Here is a 19,009-nt window from a genome sequence, read left to right on the forward strand (position 1 = left end):
AGTGTGACTTTCTGTTATATGCTCAACCATACATTTCTAAAGTCAATTTCTCATATAGTTCAACAGCATACTTTTTGCAATAGATGCCCCATATCATCAGAGGGAGATTTTTCCATTCTTTTACATTTTCGTATAAAAGCTCGATTTTATAACCAATTATACTGACAATTCCGACTTTCTTTATACTCGTCAGAAATCAAGATCTTGACATCATGACTGTATCCAACTCCCGGCTAACCGTCACCTTTCACTACACCTCCATAATGAGGTAGGCAAAAAGGAGAAATTCGATGCCCTATCCTTGGGGAGAATGTGCCAGTTCCCCTTTGCTCTCTCAAAAATATAGTCCTTTAGTTTAACTTTTAATACTTCGTTCACTCGCTTTACCGTACTCTAGTACAGCCTGTAGCTCGTTACCGAATACTAAAAGCAAACTAAAACACCACAGATAACAGCTTCCTATCCTACTTTCTGCTGAATCTCATACATCTGAGCATAGATACCCCCGATAGCGAGAAGCTCCTCATGGCTACCTCGCTCGGCAATACGCCCTTTATCAAGCACCAAAATCTGATCTGCATGTTGAATCGTAGACAGGCGATGAGCGATGATAAAGGTCGTCCGTCCCTCTTTTACCACTTCCATCGCATGTTGGATAATTTCTTCTGTCTCCGTATCAATGTGCGAAGTTGCTTCATCTAAAATCAAAATCTTAGGATTTGAATACAGAGTGCGGGCAAACGCAATCAGCTGCCGCTCGCCACTTGAAAATGCGGCCCCCTGTTCGACTACAGGCTCATCTATTCCCTTTTCAAGTCGTCCAAGTAAATCCTTGGCCCCAACCTTTTCCAGAGCTTCCACTATTTTCTTGCGATTCATATCTTCCTCATTCATGCTGACATTCGTTGCAATGGTACCTGTGAATAAATAAGGATCCTGAAGAACAATTCCCATATGACTACGAACACTTTCTCGTGCATAGTCTTTGATATTTTGCCCATCAATCCAGACACCTCCCTGCTGGGAATCATAAAAGCGGTAAAGCAGGTTCATAATAGAGGTCTTGCCTGAACCAGTATGACCAACAAGAGCAATGGTCTCGCTCTTTTCAACCTCAAAGGAAATATCCTGCAAAATAGGCTTATCTGCTTCGTAGGAAAAGTGAACATGATCAAAGACCACTCGACCATCTGTCACAGTTAGACTAGCCTCCCTATCATCTTCAACAGGTTCTTCTAAGAGGACTAACAAGCGTTTGCCTGTTTCCAAGGAACGCAACATATTAGGAAATTGCTGAATCAAGCGTCCCATGGCATCAAATACATCAGCAGTATAGCTGATATAGATAAAGAGAAGACCCGCTGTCAATTTCCATTGACCAGCTAAAAACCGTTGTCCGATAACCGTCAAAACGAGGGTAATAACCAAGTATTTGATGAACTCCGTCATATTCCAAGTTGCGATAGACTGCGCCCATATCACTCGATTCTCAGCCCGTTTCATCTTGTTAGCTGTCTCTTCAAAGTCTTCCATAATCGCTTCTTCCTGACCATAGAGCTGAATAAGACCTGCTCCATTCATGGTTTCGTTCACCTTGGTATTAATTTCACTTCTAGCATCGTAAAAATCTTTCATAGGCTGGTCTGTCAAGCGTTTGTAGAAAAGTTGCAAACCATAAAATGCTGGCAACAAGGTTAGTAAAACAAGACCCAGGGTCATATTCATATAAAAAATAATTCCATAGGTAAAGATGAGACGCACCAAGTTATTAAAGATATAAACTAAGGTCGCATAAAACTGATTGCGCAAGGTTTCCGTATCGTTGACAACCCGTGTAGCAACTTTGCCTGCTGGCTTATCATCAAAATAAGAAATCGGTAAGCGCTGCATGTGCTCATAGGTACGATTACGCAGGATTTCTGCAATCCGATTGGCGCAATGCATGAGGATTCGCGTTGAGAGATAAAAGAAGAGACCACCGACAACATTTAAGCCCATATAAGCTGCCAGCTGTAGGAGAAAGTCCGCTTGATTAAAGACGAGACCCTTGCTCAAATCTGTCACCGGTCCATCAATCATTCGCTGCAAGAGGATCGGTGCTAGGCGCACCAGGACAGAAGCACCAAAATAGACGAGAACGCCCAGCCCAAACAAGCCTTTAACATGACGAATTTCTTTTAATAAAGTAACAATAATTCTCACTCTTCTTCTCCTTCCTGTCTTTGTTGACGTTGGTATTGCTCATAGTACCATCCCCCTTGTTCCAAGAGTTGTGCTGGGCTTCCTTCTTCGATAATATATCCATCCTCTAAAACTAAGACCCAGTCTGCATGGTGCACCGCAGACAAGCGGTGGGTCACAATAATATTGGTCTTCCCCTTTCGCTCTCGCTGAATATTTTCAATAATCTGGCGCTCCGTTCTCGCATCCACTGCCGATAGAGAATCATCTAAGATAAGCAGGTCTGGATTTCGTAAGAAAGCACGAGCAATGGAAATTCGCTGCTTCTGCCCGCCTGAAATCGATACTCCTCGCTCCCCAATCATGGTTTCTATCCCTTCTGACATTCGCTCCAAGTCCTTGGTAAAGTCTGCTGTATCGATGGCTTGAACAATCTCATCCAGCTGACTATCCTGTTTACCAAGGGCTATGTTTTCACGAACAGTTTTGGAAAAGAGAACATGCTCCTGAGGCACATAACCAATCTTATCTTCAATAGATGCCCGTTTGTAATCAAGTATCGAGTGCCCATTGAGGGTAAAACTACCACTACCAATCGGATATTGGCGCAAGAGCTGGCGAATCAAGGTCGTTTTCCCCGAACCTGTCTTTCCAACAATTCCAACCGTCTGACCAGCTTTCAGGGTCCAGGAAATACCTGTTAGACTATTACGATCTGCCTGAGGATAACGAAAATCGTAGTCCTGAAAGGTTATCTCACGTAGGTCTCCCAGCTGCTCTGTACCGTCTTCTTCCATATCATCTCCCGTATCCACCAATTCCTGTAATTTAGCAAACGAGGTTTTTCCTGTCTGGTAGACCAAGATAAAGTCAGACAGCATCCAAAAAGGTTCTAAAAGCGACACCGTGTACAGTTGCAAAGCAATCACTTGTCCGAGCGAGACCTGCCCTTGCTCTAAAAAAATAGCTCCCAGCCCTAAAATTACAATCGTTGCCAGTCCCAATAAAATCGTTGTCATGGGATTATACAAAGATTGAAGGGCCATGATATTGTCCCCACGAAGCGCGAGATTACGGGTCCGTTCTTGGAACTTACGCTTCTGCTGTTCTTTCTTGCTGTAGGCTCTCGTAACACGAATTCCCTCAACCACTTCCAAAACTTCATCATTCAAATCTGCGATTGCTTCTCGATTAGCTGCAACTGCCTGTTCTTGTCGTTGCCCAATCATATAAATAGCCACAACCAAAATCAGCATTGGAATCAAAGCCGCAAGACTAATCTGCCAAGAGATGAAAAACATAGTTGGAATAATAAAGGCAATCATCCCACCTGCATAGACAACAATCATGAGACCGTAGCCTACCATGTCCATCAACCCCTCCACATCCGTTGAAAACCGTGTCATCACATCTCCCGAACGAAATTTTTCATAAAATGGTGTTCGCATGACTACTAACTTGTGAAAAGAACGTTGCTGCATATCAAATTTAAACTGCACCGACGACTGAAATAACTTTAAATGCCAAATATAGGCCGTAACATACGTTAGGATGGTCACCCCTAGTAAAATCAGCATATCCTGCATCAAACTAGCTAAGGTTAAACTTCCTTGACCAATCCTGTCTACCAAGCCCTGAATAATCCTTGTTGGTACCAATAAACAAGCATCATAAACTATCAAAGTAATAGCAACCAGCAAGTATATCCACTTGTGCTGCCTTACATACCGAATAATCAGTCCTATCATCATCTTCTCCTTACATTTCTAAAAAAAGCACACAAAAAACCCGAGATAGATTAGCTCCATCCCGAGTCCCTAAAGTCTACCAAAAAGACACTAAGGCCAATACTTAGAAAGGAGCCTATTGCAAAAAACATAACTAGTCATTCCTACACTGTTATTCATTGTTGTTCTCCTTTCATTTTATATATACACGTATCATTCTAGCAGAATCTATAAGAATGTCAAGAATTACTTGTTTTGTTAAACGTATGAACTTAAAATTTCCAAACCTTTAGTAATAAGGCAAGCCTTTTAGTTTTGTAAGAAGTATTCCTAAGAGGAAGAAGGTACAGCATTCCCATTTTTAGAACATATAGTCTTTTAGTCTACTTTTAGTACTAGGCAACGAGTCGCAGGTAGTACTAGAGTACAGCAAGACGAGTTAACGAAGTAATAAAAGATAAACGAAACAACTATAATAACTAATGTTCATTGACTATTGCTTCCCTTGCTAAACTTCAGTCCTACTTTCAACTTGGAAATAAGGATTTTTATAGAATGTTTGACAGATTTTCCAAAATCTGGGTAGAAATAACAAAAAAACCTTGACACACAAGGCTTTTTGTTATTTCATGCTAGTTGCCGGGATTGAACCGGCGACCTCATCCTTACCATGGATGCGCTCTACCGACTGAGCTAAACCAGCGATACCGTAACAGTATACCAAGAAATCAATCATTTGTCAATTACTCCCGCAAATTTTTTATTTCTATCGAGCATTATCAGCATTCTCCGAATAAAACATGAAAACATCCCAGTAAGTTTTTTACTTTTTCTGTGATTTCTTCTTCATAAAATACTTACCAGAAGCCATTTCTTCTTTTAAAGTAGTTGAATTGAGGAAATCAGCCACCGATTATCCCTCCTTACTCAATCCCACCTCTTTAGTAGGAGAGCGATTCGTTTGGTAAGACCACTATCTATCCAAAAGAGAATAACCATTTGAAAAAACTGCCCTCTTTGGTTTGAAGTGCCCAAAATCCACCAAGGCCTCATCCACCGTCCCCTCAAGGGGAAATGATGTACTCCTCTTGTCCAATATAGTCTTTTCGTTTGCTTTTAGTACTAGGCAAGGAGCTGCAGGCTGTACTAGAGTACGGCAAAGCGAGTTAACGAAGTAATAAAAGATAAACTAAATGACTATAATCGACCATTCTCTTCCAGATAAAAGATGTCAAAGCTAGCACTTGTCTGTTTCTTTTTCCGCCTGGCATGTAACAGATCCAACTCCAGGAGTAACTCGTCACGGGTATTGACCTGAAAGTGACTATAAGTCACTTGATTCTGTACTTGAAACATGGCCACTTCCTCCTCTCGCTTTATTGTGGGCAAGGATTGTCTTTGCTTCTTCAAAGGTCACCCCATACTCGATAAACAAGGCCGTCACCTGCTCTGCCTCAAGGAGCTTTTCTTCTTCCTGAAGTCGCCCTAATTTCTCTTGTAGGTGCTGGAGCTGATTCCGTGTCTTTTCAATCTCTGCACGCTTACGAGCCACACGTTGCTCTGCCTGTCGTAATTTTTGACTCATCTTGTTTCTTTCTCCTCTTCACTTATTTTTCCGATAACCGCATCCAACCGTGAACCCTGGGCGAGCTCTGTGCCGTCTGAGAGGACAATGGTCTCCATGTTATTGACTAAAAAGCCACTTTCTGTCTCACTATAGCTCAAACGCAGGGTCGCAGTCCCTTGCTCGGTGTACGTTTTCCCCTCTCGCTGATCCTTTTCTTCTAAAATGAGTTGGGAATACTGCACTTGGCTAATGACCGTCTTTGTTTCCCGATCGATATAGATGGTCGCATCCTGATAGAGGCGATTAACCACATAGCCCTGATAGGTCTTCTGAAGAGGCTTGCCTTCTTCAGAAACCGTTGCGGTATAGAGCCCCTCTGTCATAAAGGGCTTATAGCGCTTGCGGTTTTCTCCCAAGTCCTTTCTGGTATAGTAGGCCATGAGAAAGGCTTCCACCTCTTCACGCTGCAGCTCCTGTTTCAGAGCTGGTTCTGTCTCCTGTACAGTTTGGGCTATTTCAACGTCTTTCTGCCTCATCTTTGACTGGACAGAAGCCGTCCCATAGCCCAAGGCAAAGAATAGGCTAAGGACAATCATCCCCACTCCTATCTTGAATCCTTTTACTAATTGTTCGTTATACATCGTCTACCTTGATTCCTTTCCTTCGTTTGGTGTGATGAAATAGATGCCTGTTTGGGGTGTGACGACCCGCCAACTAAACCCATAGATACTACCTGTCGCATTCATCTCGCTCATGAGAAACGTCCCGTCCTCATTGACTACTTCACAAAAGCCCACATGCCCATACATCGGGTCACTTCCTGCCACCCCGGCAAGAAAGACAGCCGCAGCCCCTGCTCTTGGCTCAGACGTAACACGGTATCCCCTTAATTGAGCGGAGGTCACCCAGTTGGTCGCATTGCCCAGATAAGGGTCTATCGGGCTTCCAATTTGATAAAAACGATTGTAAACATACCAGGTACAATTCCCCAAGACATAGGCATTGCCTGGATAGCCCTGCCCTTCCAGAAGCGCTTGATCACTAGGCAAGCCATAAGGGAGCTTGTCCTTGTAGCCTGCTGGAATCGTTTGACTAGAGCTTCCTGTCAGACGGATTCCCCCTTTCAGATAGGCTTCCCATTGCTTGGCAGACTGTCGCCTCGCCTCCAACTTGCTTCCTGGGTTTCCCTCCCACTTGACTAGAAAAGCAAGGGTCAAGTCATCGGTTGAAGCTTCACTCGTGAGAATCTCTCGCACCACAGCTTGATGATAGGCGGTATCTCCATGAAGCAGAAAGTCCAGCTGCAGCTCCAAGTCATACCACTTCTTGTCTTTCTTTCGGGCATAGTCTACTAACAGGGTGTGCCGAACAGAACCGTCTGCTGTATCCGTCCACTGTCCTAACCCAAGCCCTCGGCGAAGAATGTTAGGATAGCGTCCATTATAGATGGCAGGTCCATTCATGGAGAGCCAGTTGGGGTCATCCCAGGAACTGCTGCTTGCGCCAATGGGAGGGGAAAGATAATCACCCTCGGCACGTTTGGGATTGATACTACTTTCACTATCAAAGTTCCCTAGAATCGAAGCAAGTCCCTTGAGTGACAGCTGTTTCCCCTCCTTTTGAAGTTCCTTGGTTAGGTAGTTCTTGATGAGCTGGACTTTCTCTGCCTTATCCGCATCCACGTGGCTCGCCTTGACATAGGTCTCTTCTAAGTAGCGCACTGATTTGAAATAAAAGCCCGGGTTGACATAGAACCAGTCCTCCCGTGGTTCTGGATGCCAGTTGGTTAGAGTAGACTTAGGCGTATAGGTCAGCTTCTTCTGATAGGAAACGGTCTGGTCTCCTGCAGGACTAGTTTGCCCTATCTGCGTGCCGACTGCCACTTCTTGCCCGTCTGTTACCCGAATGCCGGAGACGTGATAAAAACTAAACTTGGCATCCAGTGTTTCAATGGTGACGACTCCGTCAGCTACCACTGCCTTTCCTGTCAAAGGGGCATAGAGAGGGTGGTTGCCCTCCATCGCAAGAAGTGTGGTATCCGTCCGCTTGTCCTCTGACCGATAGCCAAAGCGCTCTTTGATGTTCAAGGGGTCATGAACCCTTGGGTCCTCTTCCAGATAAAAGGGATTATCCAGCTCTAGGAGGAGCGCAAACTTGCCCAACTCCTTGGAGGTTTCCATGAGCTCCTCAAAGGAGGCTTGTTCCTCCTTTGTCAAACCATACTTGGTCTGATCATTCCGATAGAGGTCTTGCATCGTCTTGATATCGTTTGGATCGCTGTTTAAAGCCTGCCACAAGTCCTCCACGTAGCGTCGCCCTGCCTGCTGGTCCATAAAATGATAGGTGGCATCAAGCCTCGGGTCTGCATGAATCGCCTCATAGCGATAGTGGAGATAAAGGAGCGGGTCTTCCCAGTTGGTATAGTAGACCACCTCATCGGTTGACTTCTTCCGATCCAGCTGGGTCATATAGAGATAGGTCTCATTCAAGTCATACTCGCTTTGAATAGGAAACATCTGCCCAAAGACACTGGTGATAAGAAGCAAAAACAAACCGAAGCCCCCAAGTACCCATGCACTCCAGTTCAAGATGCTGGTCGAAAAAAGGACTGGAACAGAACGAGCCCCTAATCCCCAGATACTGCTCTTGGAATCCTTGGAGCTTGAGAACCTCTTTCGAAGTGGGAGTTTTTTCTTTCTGGGTCTGTCCTCTCCACTTGAAAGCGACAAGGACTGGGATTTGCCATGGGTGGAAAGTCGAGAGGAAACTGTTCCAAGACGGGGGCGCAGCTGATAGAGGCCCAGCTTCCCTAGTTGGACACCTTGTTGCAGACTGGACAGCTCTTGTCCCTCCTCCTGATATTGGAGTGCAGCTGCTTTTTGACGAACTTCTCGCTTCAGTCCCCTCCCAAGCCGCAAGCGAAAGGCTCCCTTTCTCTTAGAGGATAAGGGCTTGCCTCCTGCTCTCCCTCCCCTACTTGCTTCCTTTCTGATATCCCCGTTCTCCCTGGGATTGGTCCTAGCAGGCCTTTTCTTTTGAGAAAGACTGATCTGTTTAGAGGAGGTCTTGCGAACACCTTCTCGCACCCTCTCTAGGTCTTTAGGGGATACCCTCTTCAAAAACGAAGCCTTGGAGCGGGTTCCCATCTTCTTCCAATTGCGTTGGGACATAGATAGCCGTTTCCGACCCGAGGAAGAACTCTTAAGGTGCGCCTGGTCTCTCTGAAGCTGGAGTGCTTTCTTTTCGTCCATAACTCTCCTTTCTCCCTCAAGCATCGGTCGCTATCAGCTGATAGAGCCTGGAGTCCTCGGGAATGGGATTCTCAAAGGGGACAATGATGTCGCCTGCCACAATCAAGCCCGTTCCCTTAGCCTTAGGATGCTCAATATAGCGGGCTTGGTGTTCGGTGAGTTTAACCACTTTCTTGGCCTCTGTCAATGCCAAACCCTCTAGTTTCAAGAGAATCTTGAACTGGCTATTGCCAAGGAGCTTGCGTCCTTGTGGGGATTCGGTTAGGGTCTCTGGCATCTGGGTAATCCCTGTGGGGACACAGCCGTATTTGCGAATCCGTGACCAGAGGTGATTAAAGTAGGTCCCCTGGTATTCTTCCTCAAAGTAGAGCTGTAACTCATCAAAGTAGAACCAAATGGTCTCCCCCTTGGCTCGTGCCTCCACTACCTGATTCCAGATAAAGTCCTGAATGACCAAGAGGGCAAAATGCTTGAGCTGGCCAGACAGACGCTGGAGGTTAAAGATGATGAAGCGATTGTCTAGATTGACAGAGGTCGCCCTTGAAAAAAGACTATAACTTCCCAGGGTATAAATCTCCAGCTTCAGAGCCAACTGCTGGGCTTCTGCTTCTTCCTGCTCCTCTAAGACACGGTGCCACTCCTTGAGGGTAGGCTGTTCATAGCGTTGATAGGTTTCCCTGGTCACTCGGTCAATGAGAGAAACCGTCTCATCCCCAAAGTCCGACAAGAGACTAGTGAACAGGGTGACGAGGAAATTAGACTTATCCCCCTCCAAGTCCCTATCCTCCTTGAGGATTTTGTCCCTATTAGGCAGATCCATGAGATTAAAGGAGGCCTCTGTTCCGACAGAGATGTCAATGATTTCCGCCCCGAACTCCTGACCGATGTCCAGGTACTCCGCTTCTGGGTCAATGACGATGACCTTATCCCTCTTGTATTTTAAGAGGGTCGAGATAATCTCATTCTTGGCAACGACTGACTTACCCGATCCAGAAGCACCCATAATCACTCCCCCTGCTGCTAACAGATCCTTTTTTCTATCGATCGAGATGATATTATGTGATACCTGGTGTTGCCCATAGTAACGGGCATTGGGGCTTTTGGAGATACAGTCCACCGAGGCAAAGGGAATCTGGGTTGCCAGGTTGGCCGTTGTCATGCTTCTGGGAAAGAGCTTTTTCATACGGACATTCTGCTTGAGGTCGAGGTAGTTCTTTCCGATAGGAAGAACCGTGTTGAGGGCATCTTCCTGGTGATAGTAGAGTTCCCCAAAACGAACCCCCACCTTACGACCAGCCCGTTCAATCTTGCGCTGGTGGAGGGCTAACTCCTCATCACTGTCTGCTTGAAAGTGAACGAGAATGAGGCCGCGAAAGATTTTCTGGTCCCGCTCTCGAACCTCTCTTCGCCATTTCTTGGCCTCATCGAAATCTTCAGAAGCCTGGGATTCTAAGGACAAATCGAGCGGGACACTGGAGCTCTTGGCAGTTCGAATCTGTTCCAAGACGGCCTCTGACTGGCTTCCCTCAATCTCCTCCAAGACCTCTCCTGTATCATAGGCTTCTGCCTGAATGGAAATGGCCAGCTCAATCCCTACAGAGGTCAACTCCTTTATCAAATCATCTTCCATGGACTTGGGATAGTATTTGATATAGAGGGTTTTGCCTACCCTCTCATTAATGGTAATCGTGCTTCGATGAAACTCCATCACATCTGGAGCGATGAAGTCCTTACTGGTTAAACCCGAAATCCGCAGGTCATCATAGGTATACGGCAGGGTTTCCTCCCCATTTAGGATCTCAGAGAAAACAGAAAGGCGCTCCATTTCTGTTAGGGGCTGAAAAGAAACACCAATAGTCTTATAGAGATGTTCCAGGGTGACCCCTGCATCCTGCAAGGCAAGCTGGGCTTGTTTGCGACTTTCGGCTTCCTGGGAAATGGTGATGTATTTCTGAATTTCAAAGTTGTTGCTTGCGATACTAAAGCGCTCTTCAATCTGTTGATTCAATTCCGAGCGGTAGACATCTGCCGCATCATGGCCTGGTTCATACAAGACCTGCTTTAGGACATCCTCCTTGACCCTGCGATTGAGGAGTAACAGCTGCAGGGTCGCACCTGCATCGAGGGCATTAAAGGCCTTGGCATGGGCTTCTCCAATCATCAGCTGTTGCTCATACTCTGCCGCAAGATAGGAGGCGTCTCCCAGCCGATAGGTCGTGGAATAGCTCTCTCCCACAATGTGCATCAACCCTCCTTGAAACAAACTGGTATAGGCAAGGGTGTTCTGAGTAGTAGGCTTCATCTGGCGCTTCAAGCGCTCTGCCCTTGTCCTCTCAGACGGGGTCAGTTTCTCTGACCGTTTTTGCTTGAATAAAATCACGGGAATGGTACTCCTTTCTGCTTGACTTTTCGTCGAAGTCTTCTGTTTGATATACTCTCCGCTTGATGAGGAGGAAAAAGGAAAAGCGCTCCATGAGAGAGAGCTTCTTATCAATACTCAGTCCAAAGACAATGGTCGGGAAAAATAACAACAAGGTGACTGCCACAACCAAAAGGTCGGGATAGCCAAAGAAAAAGAGGAGGGTGGTTACACTGAGGGTCACCACAACCCCTATGATGAGAAGCACCCCTCTTCCTGTCAACTGGAAGAAAACGGGTTTCCTCTCCTTGACAAAGTCATCTAAAAATACGGAACCTAATCTATTCATCTTCTTATACCCCCAATAAGTGTCTCATTCTGCGTCCCACTCTGACAATAGTCATGATGTAGATAATCCCTTGGAGGATGGACAACAGCGCCGTCACATAGGGAATACCTCTCGATTCTACGAATGCCAAGAGGAAATTCGTTGAAAAGAGTGCCGCATAGATGACACTGATAACCGCTAGCCCTAGGGCAATCAAGACGTAGGAGGAAAAATACTTCAAAAAGGTAATGGCAATCGGACGAAGCATCTCATTGACCAGAGAGGGGACTAAAACAGGAGCGATGCCTTTTAGGAAGTACAACTCCATATAACGCAGGAAGCTAATCAGTTTCGAGATGACATTTGCGACCAGCGACACCATCCCACCAATCAAGTTTAAAATAATCTTTGCGGGTCCTCCAACAGTGCCCAGTTCAAAGGTATAGCTATATCCTTCCGCTTTCACTGCCTTTGAAATGAGGTATACACCGCTATCTAAGAGCCACATCAGTCCGTCTAAGATGGGCGCAGAATACTGCATGAGCAACCAACAGGCCAGATACTTGAACCCTATTTCTAGCCAAAGCTTCATCGGGAGCTTCTTTCCCAGTGTCCCACCTACAAGCTCATACCATTTCATCATCTCCAGCAATAGAAAAATCGCTAGGAGGATATTGCCAAGAACAAGGAGTGCCTTGTTTATGGCAAGGATGGACTGGTTGACGACCGGATTGTAGGTCGCTAAACTCTTGGTGAGCTCTGAAACGTCTAGTTTCATACCAGCCCTCCTTAAAATGTGATGGCTCGAATAGCCGCCACAATTCCTGCCGCAATCGAGGCAGAAAAGGCGGCCAGGGCAAAGCCATTGATGATGCCCTCTTGTCCTTCATCGATCTGTTCAGGGCGCTTATTTTTCCGTCCTGCAAAGAGGTTGTATACCCCAAACAACATCCAAAAGAGTCCTGATACAGCCATCAAACCTCCGACAAGCGTCACAATTTTAATCGCCATTTCCATGTGCATCTTCTCCTTTTTCTATTTCTAATCCTTGTAAGACTTCCTGTAAAGCCTTTACTTCTTCTACTTTGAGGGTCATCCCTCGACTCGGCTTGCCATTTGGGCTCCATTTACGGAGATCCCAGACAGCGGGGTTCCCATTGTAGGAAATGAGGTTCAATTCCTTGGTCCAGTCGTTGGAATCGGTTGATAAGACCGCCACTCGCTCGATGACCTGGAATGTAAAGGGATTGGTTGTTTCTTCTGTCATAACTGTCTCCTTTAAACAAAAAGAGCAGGCAACTAGGACTCTGCTCAATGATTAGATATAACAAGACCGCTGTTAGGTGTGAGTAGACTCAGAAATCTCTTTTCTTTTATCTTCTAACAGCGGTCTCTGTAAAGCTATTTCAAACGACCTTTTAAGGCTTTGATCGTGTGCTTGCGTAGGAAACCGGTCTTCCATTCGAAGACAAGACTGAGAATGAAACCTCCAAGCAAGGCATAGACAACTGCAGGTCTTTCCCCCGTTCCTGGGAGGAAGCCTTTCCGTGTCTTATTCACCCGTTTTTCGGTCATCAGCTCCTCTTTCTTCCCATCCTTGTCTACGATGATTTGTTTGGCGGTATTGATGATATCACTACCTGCAGGCACATCCTGCTTGACTGTCGCTGGAATCTCGATTTGATAGTAGACACCCAAATCAAACTTCGATGTATCAAGTACCTTGATGTGACCAAGGGTCTTCTTGACCGAATCGTTTGGCTCAATCGTCACCTTACCATTCTTGTCTGTCATCGTAAATTGCTGGGTCACGTCCTTACCTGTCACCTTGTTGTAGACCTTAATGGCCTTGGCATCAATGGTCACGTAACGCTCATCGTAGTCATCTTCGATACTAACCGTTTGAAGCAAGCTCTCCTTGTCAAATGGTGTGGTATCCATCCAGACTTGATAGTGGAGAACGGTAGCTGCCTTGACGACTGCTGTATTGATGTTTTCAGGTTCGTTATTGTCCACTTTATCCGTATATGGATTTTTGTGAGTCTCCTGATAGCGGTCTGTCAACTCGCTGTCATCATCTAACAACTTGGTTCCTTTGATGTCCACAGTTGCTTGATTAAGGACGAATTTATGAGGTTCTGGTTTGATTTGGTTCACCTTGTTCACCCGCTTCTGGGTGGGCTTTTCAAGGGTCTTGCCTGGAGTAGCCCCAGCTGGTTTCTCATCGTCCGATGAAGTAGCTGGATCTGCGATCGTCACAAACTGGCTGGCCACATTTTCAATATCCACTCCGTTCTTTACATCATCCTTAACAGTGACCGGAACATCAAACTTGTAGTACCGGCCAAAGGCAAAGCGTGCTGTGTCTAGCACACCGTCCTTGAGCAGGTCTTTCTTGGTTTGAATGGTAAGGGTGCCGTCCTTGTCTGTGATGTCAAAGAGGTTGGTTACCTCTTCTCCCGTCTTGCCATCGTAGCCCTTGATGTTCTTGGCATCTAGGGTGACATGCTTCGCATCGTAGACATCTCTTAGACCTGTCACTTGAAGCAGCTGGTCTGGAGTAAAGTGAGTCGTATCAAGCCAGAGCTGATAAAAGAGCTGGTCTCCTCGTTTGACTAGCTTGGTATTGAGGTTTTGGGCTTCATTGTTATCTGTTTTGTCCGCATACGGATCCTTGTTGGTTTCTGCGTACTCATCTGTTAGCTCATCATCGTCATCCATGAGTTTGTTTCCTGTCAGATCAAACTTGGCTTCAGACAAATCAAACTTCTCTGGTTGGAAAGTTGGTTCTTCTGGAGTCAGTTCTGGGAGTGGATTGTCCTTAAAGGTCATCCGAGACAAAGAAAGCAAGGCATTGCTTGAGGTGAGCGTCCCTGCAAGGGTTCCTTTAGCGTTGGTATTTTTTTCTACCTGGTCATCGGACTGGCTAAAGGTACGGGTCGAGAATGGTTTGGATCCATCTTCCTGTTTAGAAGCCGTAATGGTATAAAGGTCGGTCTTCTCATCATAACTCATATGGATATAGATGGGGTCTATCTTCTCATAGCCAGCTGGCGCTTCCACCTCTTCAATCTTCCAATCCCCATAGAGGAGGTCTGTAGTCGCAAAGCCGTCTTCCTCCTCCTTGATAGTGGTCGTAAACGCAACAGCTTCTGCCTTGGTATGATTGAGGGGACTAGCCTTAAAGGTCACATCATTGATTCCGGAGTGACTACCGTCTCCCTGACTTTGGACAATCTTTTGAATGGAGATCTTCGCCTTGATGACTTGTTCGAGAGATTTGGTAGGCGGGGTGATGATGTTCTTGGTCGCATCATCTTTTTTAGCAATGGTAAAGGCATGCTTTTTCCCATCGATGGTATAGCCCTCAGGCGCATTGGTCTCTTTCCAGTAGTAGCTACCGAGGGCGAGATTGCCAACTGCGACAGTCAAATCCTTGTCGTCCACATTCAAGACCACATTGTCTCCATTGTCCACTTCTTTTCCGTTGAGGATGGAGGTCTTGACCTTCTCGCCTTTCAACAGTTTGGCATGAGGAATGTCGGTCCACTTGACGGGAGTATCTTTCCTGTGGCTAGCAGATCCTGTTGTATCTTCTGCATAGTAAAGGGTATACTCCGCATTCGTTAGAACACCTTGTCCTTGAGAGGCGGTATCTGTATCCTTGTCTCGTTTTTCAAGGGTATTTTCTCCCTTGATTTCATCATTGGTGCCCGAAACCGTGACCTCAAGTGTGCCATCTTGCTTAAGACTGGCAGATTGGGCGGTAAAGGTTTTGGCAAATCCAGCCGAGGCGGAGACTTCTTCCACCGTGTAATCCCCCAGCTGCATGTTTTCTACGAGGGCTTGTCCCTTGATATCGGTCGTCACTTCATAGACCTTACCCGACTGCTTGTTGGTTAATTTGAACTTGTTTCCAAGGAGGGAATAGTATTGATTCCACAGTTCAAGGGCGGATTCGCTTCCTTTTTTGACAATGGTGATCTTGCCTGTGATTTCATCATTGGTACCATTCACCGTCACAAGCTGGTCCTCTTTTCCATTGATGGTGACTTTGGGAGTTTGGGCGCTCAAGGTGATTTCTTGAGCTTGAAAGGTCTTATGGAAACCTGTAGAAGATTGGATTTCTTCAACCTTATAGGTGCCAAATGGGATATCCGTGAGAGTGACGACCCCCTTATCATCCGTTGTCCCTTCAAAGGTGGCACCTGTCTCCTTATTGGTTAGACGAAAGACGTTGCCCTGAAGCGTATAGAGACTGTTCCACATACTGGTACCAGAAGCTGTCCCTGTCTTTTGAATGGTCACACTTCCCTTAGAGTCCGCATTGACTGTAAAGCCCATATTTCCAAAGAGACCTGTCACAATATCGAAATGATCCCTGCGACCATCTGTATAGGCATAACTAACATAGTTACTATTAAAATTCTTAAAAGCAACATAGGCTGTCGGTAGTAATTGCGTTGAATCCGCATTTGTGGCACTGGCTGAGCCTGTAACAAGCCCTCCTCCTGAAATGGAGAGATCCGTATTTGGTCCAACAATGTAGGCTAGGGCTCCTTCTCTTCCAAGCGTCGCTCGTTGACTGCCATCAATGTCTGATACTTTGATAGCCATTAGGATTCGGTCATTCGGAATAGCTTGCTTAGTATCTTGTCGTACAAGTGTGGCAGTATATGCAGTGCGTTCGATATAACCAGGATTCCGTCCTGATCCTCCGCTAACTGACCCAGCTGAACCACCCTCTGTCGTTCCACCAGAACCAGTGGAAATACCTCCCCCTGTCGGTACAACCACTCCAACCGTAATAACCGAGCCTTGGTTCTTGATGGCCATGGCCACATCCTTATTGGACCAACCATCGTCTCCGTGTTCTACATCTTCATGGGTAAGCATCAAATCAACTGGGATTTTCTCACCTGTTTCGATATCAGTAACCGTTCCAACATTAGTCACTGCAAGGGATTGACCGGGATTAAGATAAGCCCCTGTATCCTCCTTGACAAAGCCGTCCTGTTGGAGGAAATGGCTGATATTGGTGCCAAAGATAGTGTGTAGCATCCCTGTTTGGACACCACCAACCCCCTTGACCTCCGTATTGGCATTCCACTGGATAGTATCAGCGACATACTTGACACCACTTAGGTTCTTATCCGCAAGCAGGGAGTCCACCAGTGCTTGAAACTCTGGCGAGGACATGTCTGCCGTATTGGCTTGAACAACAGGGACATTGTTTAGCGTCCCAATCTGTCGACCATGTTCAATCTCAGTCGCTGTAACAACTCCTTGATTCCAGGGAGCTTGTGGGGCAAGGCTAGCGATTCCTGCCCCTGTTAAAGCAACCCCTGCGCTCATTAGAGCAAGGGTGCGTTTCAATGTCTTCTTCCCGCTCTTCTTGCGATGGCGGTAAGAGGGTGTTTGAGAAAATTTCATCTAATGATCTCCTTTGTTTAGTTATAAAGTAAAAAGGTAGTCATTCGACTACCAAACTGTCTATTGATTCCCCGAGGGGGAGCGAGCTGAAATCATGTGTCCTCCTTTAGATACAAAAAAAGACAAGTGCTGGACTTGTCTCTAAAATGCTTTCTATTGATAATCCCAGACTCGATTTGGATCACTCGCTCGTTGCTCTGCCTCATCTGCTTGTTGCTGGATTTGTTCTTGCGTCAGCGATTGTTGGGGCGCTTGCGGAACTACAGGAGCAGGGGGTGTATAATCTTGAGCAGGAGCAGCCACCTCTCCTCCTGTTTGAGCTGGGGCTTCATAAGCTGGTTGAGGGACTTGGGCTTGCGCCGCAGCCTGTTGAGCTTCTGCCGCTGCTTGAGCGGCCCGAGCTGCTTCTTCCGCCTGAGCTTGAGCAGCTTGTTGGGCTCTGGTATCCATCGCACTCTTAACAAGGTTGAGACGGTGTTGGAGCTTGTCCTTTTGGTCCTTGGCTGTGACCTTGTCTACTGCTGTTTGCGCAAGTGTGACTTTCTCATTTACCTGATCCTTTTCAAGAGCTGATACTGCTTCTTCTGCCTCTTTGGCGAGCCTTGCCTCGGTCTCTTTCTTAGCAAGAGCCGTTTTCACTGTTTCAACTCGCTTAGTCAGCTTGTCCTTCGTATCACCGTCTTTTAGCGCTTTGACGGCTGTCTCAGCTGTAGAGACATTCTCCTTTACTTGATTGTCTTCAAGGAGCTTCACAGCCTTTTCAGCTTTTTCCATAAGAGTAGCTTCCTTATCGACACTAGAGCTTGATGTTGTCTGGGTCATTTTAGAAACGGAAGCTGTCTTGGTGCTTGGTTGGGCGAGGAAAAAGCCTCCTGTCAGAAGCACAAGAGCTAATCCTGTTCCTGCTAGAATGCGTTGTCTTTTTGTCGTTTGTTTGAGGGTGTCTAGTAATGTCTTTTTCATCATCATGCCTCACTTTCTCTTTAGGTTTATTCTATCATATTATTGTTAAAAAATATAGGGTGGAAGAAATTTTTTGTTTCTCGTACTGCTTTTCATTACTTCCCAACAAAGAAAAAGTTAAATAAATCAAGAATCAATCCGATAACAAAATAGAGGCTATACATAAAAGCCATTATCAGAACACCTAGCCCTGCTTCGGAGAAATGTGGAGGTGAAATTTGCTTTTTCCTATCTTTCATAAACCAGCGAATAACAGCAATAGACCATATCCAGCCAATCAAAGTAAAAAAGATTGAAATAACTAAATTTCGGAAATATTCTCCCATATCTCCTCCCTACTGTTTCCTCTGGTAGCCTTTTCCTGTCAGACGCAGCACACTCTTTTTCCCTGTGCCTTCTCGTCTGGCTACTAAGACCCCATTGGATAGAATGGTCCGAATCTGTGAATATAGATTTGGATAGTCGTACATGACTTCCACCTCTTCTAATGTGCCTGCAATATAACCTTTTTGTGAAATCGTGCCAAAACGTGGATAGAATTTCACGGTTCTTCCATCCACAAGGCGGGCGGTTACTCCGCCTTGTCGACCTAGTGTTCGTAAGTCAGCTAAGGTGACTTCTCTATCTCTTTTCATTTGATTCATGTTTTCCTCCTAGTAGCGAATCAAAGGCGACCTACGCCGTGCTGTGAAAGGACGTATCCTTTCATCGGTATTTTCCCATGCACAGTTTATAGTCTAGGAACTGCGAACTCCTTCAGCTTATGATTTTCTATCATGCTTTTACGTTAGTGTGACCGGACTAGATATCTCTTTCTAGCTACTTCACCACCCTCTTCTTCTTTTTATCCTTCGTCACGCTTTTAGGGGGGTGGGGCTATTCAGTTGTCAAGGAACACAAACAGTTTTAGGACATGATTTGAGCTCTTCCAATAGATACAAGAGAGCATACATTGCATAGAAATATTCATTACGGAACACATAAAATGATGTCCATTACTCAGCCTTTTCACCTATCTTTCTACCTTTATATTCTGTAGGACAAAGCTGTAAACTTCTACACTCATGTACATCTAATCACTTATATCCAAGTCTTAAGCGCTCGTGACAGAAGTATTTAATATAGTGATACTCTATAAAAATCAACATCTGACTCGCTTTCACGATTGAAAATTGTAAAAGGTCGGAAATAAAAATAGCC

Annotated in this window: 15 protein-coding genes and 1 tRNA gene; all 16 read right to left on the reverse strand. The window is 45.7% G+C overall.

The window, feature by feature from the left end; genetic code table 11:
* Nucleotides 1-459 precede the first annotated feature (459 nt).
* Nucleotides 460-2,202, reverse strand: coding sequence for an ABC transporter ATP-binding protein (locus E4T79_RS04465; RefSeq protein WP_135028118.1), 1,743 nt, complete (start codon nt 2,200-2,202; stop codon nt 460-462).
* Complete coding sequence (locus E4T79_RS04470; protein ID WP_135028192.1) at nt 2,199-3,929, reverse strand: ABC transporter ATP-binding protein; 1,731 nt, start codon at nt 3,927-3,929, stop codon at nt 2,199-2,201. The genes E4T79_RS04465 and E4T79_RS04470 overlap by 4 nt, the downstream gene beginning before the upstream one ends.
* Nucleotides 3,930-4,538: 609 nt before the next feature.
* Nucleotides 4,539-4,611 (reverse strand) — tRNA-Thr (locus E4T79_RS04475).
* A 494-nt stretch (nt 4,612-5,105) separates the two neighbouring features.
* The gene (locus tag E4T79_RS11015) at nt 5,106-5,264 is read right to left on the reverse strand and encodes a hypothetical protein (RefSeq protein WP_167752621.1); all 159 of its coding nucleotides are present in this window, start codon (nt 5,262-5,264) and stop codon (nt 5,106-5,108) included.
* On the reverse strand, nt 5,233-5,493 hold the full coding sequence (locus tag E4T79_RS04480; RefSeq protein ID WP_135028120.1) for a hypothetical protein: 261 nt from the start codon (nt 5,491-5,493) through the stop codon (nt 5,233-5,235). Before E4T79_RS04480 ends, E4T79_RS11015 begins: the two co-directional genes overlap by 32 nt.
* The gene (locus E4T79_RS04485; protein ID WP_135028122.1) at nt 5,490-6,116 is read right to left on the reverse strand and encodes a hypothetical protein; all 627 of its coding nucleotides are present in this window, start codon (nt 6,114-6,116) and stop codon (nt 5,490-5,492) included. Before E4T79_RS04485 ends, E4T79_RS04480 begins: the two co-directional genes overlap by 4 nt.
* A 3-nt stretch (nt 6,117-6,119) precedes the next feature.
* Entirely contained in the window at nt 6,120-8,645 is a 2,526-nt protein-coding gene (locus E4T79_RS04490; protein WP_167752622.1) for a phage tail tip lysozyme, read from the reverse strand.
* 97 nt (nt 8,646-8,742) lie between these two features.
* Nucleotides 8,743-11,106 carry a VirB4-like conjugal transfer ATPase, CD1110 family gene (locus E4T79_RS04495; protein ID WP_135028126.1) on the reverse strand — a complete coding sequence of 788 codons (2,364 nt, stop codon included), beginning with the start codon at nt 11,104-11,106 and terminating at the stop codon, nt 8,743-8,745.
* Nucleotides 11,060-11,434 carry a hypothetical protein gene (locus E4T79_RS04500; protein WP_135028128.1) on the reverse strand — a complete coding sequence of 125 codons (375 nt, stop codon included), beginning with the start codon at nt 11,432-11,434 and terminating at the stop codon, nt 11,060-11,062. The genes E4T79_RS04495 and E4T79_RS04500 overlap by 47 nt, the downstream gene beginning before the upstream one ends.
* Before the next feature lie 4 nt (nt 11,435-11,438).
* A complete protein-coding gene (locus E4T79_RS04505) occupies nt 11,439-12,191 on the reverse strand; it encodes a hypothetical protein (RefSeq protein ID WP_135028130.1) in 753 nt (250 codons plus the stop codon).
* Between the two features lie 11 nt (nt 12,192-12,202).
* Nucleotides 12,203-12,436: a hypothetical protein gene (locus E4T79_RS04510; protein ID WP_228063793.1), complete on the reverse strand. Its 234-nt coding sequence runs from the start codon at nt 12,434-12,436 to the stop codon at nt 12,203-12,205.
* Entirely contained in the window at nt 12,414-12,680 is a 267-nt protein-coding gene (locus E4T79_RS04515; protein ID WP_135028132.1) for a PC4/YdbC family ssDNA-binding protein, read from the reverse strand. The genes E4T79_RS04510 and E4T79_RS04515 overlap by 23 nt, the downstream gene beginning before the upstream one ends.
* Nucleotides 12,681-12,814: 134 nt before the next feature.
* Nucleotides 12,815-16,846, reverse strand: a complete 4,032-nt coding sequence (locus tag E4T79_RS04520) for a SpaA isopeptide-forming pilin-related protein (RefSeq protein ID WP_135028134.1) — start codon at nt 16,844-16,846, stop codon at nt 12,815-12,817.
* Nucleotides 16,847-16,999: 153 nt separating this feature from the next.
* Entirely contained in the window at nt 17,000-17,815 is an 816-nt protein-coding gene (locus E4T79_RS04525) for a hypothetical protein (RefSeq protein WP_135028136.1), read from the reverse strand.
* A gap of 89 nt (nt 17,816-17,904) precedes the next feature.
* Nucleotides 17,905-18,135 carry a hypothetical protein gene (locus E4T79_RS04530; protein ID WP_135028138.1) on the reverse strand — a complete coding sequence of 77 codons (231 nt, stop codon included), beginning with the start codon at nt 18,133-18,135 and terminating at the stop codon, nt 17,905-17,907.
* Between the two features lie 9 nt (nt 18,136-18,144).
* On the reverse strand, nt 18,145-18,453 hold the full coding sequence (locus E4T79_RS04535) for a hypothetical protein (RefSeq protein WP_135028140.1): 309 nt from the start codon (nt 18,451-18,453) through the stop codon (nt 18,145-18,147).
* Nucleotides 18,454-19,009: the final 556 nt, after the last annotated feature.

The organism is Streptococcus sp. LYSM12, assembly GCF_004569635.1.
Taxonomy (GTDB): Bacteria; Bacillota; Bacilli; order Lactobacillales; family Streptococcaceae; genus Streptococcus.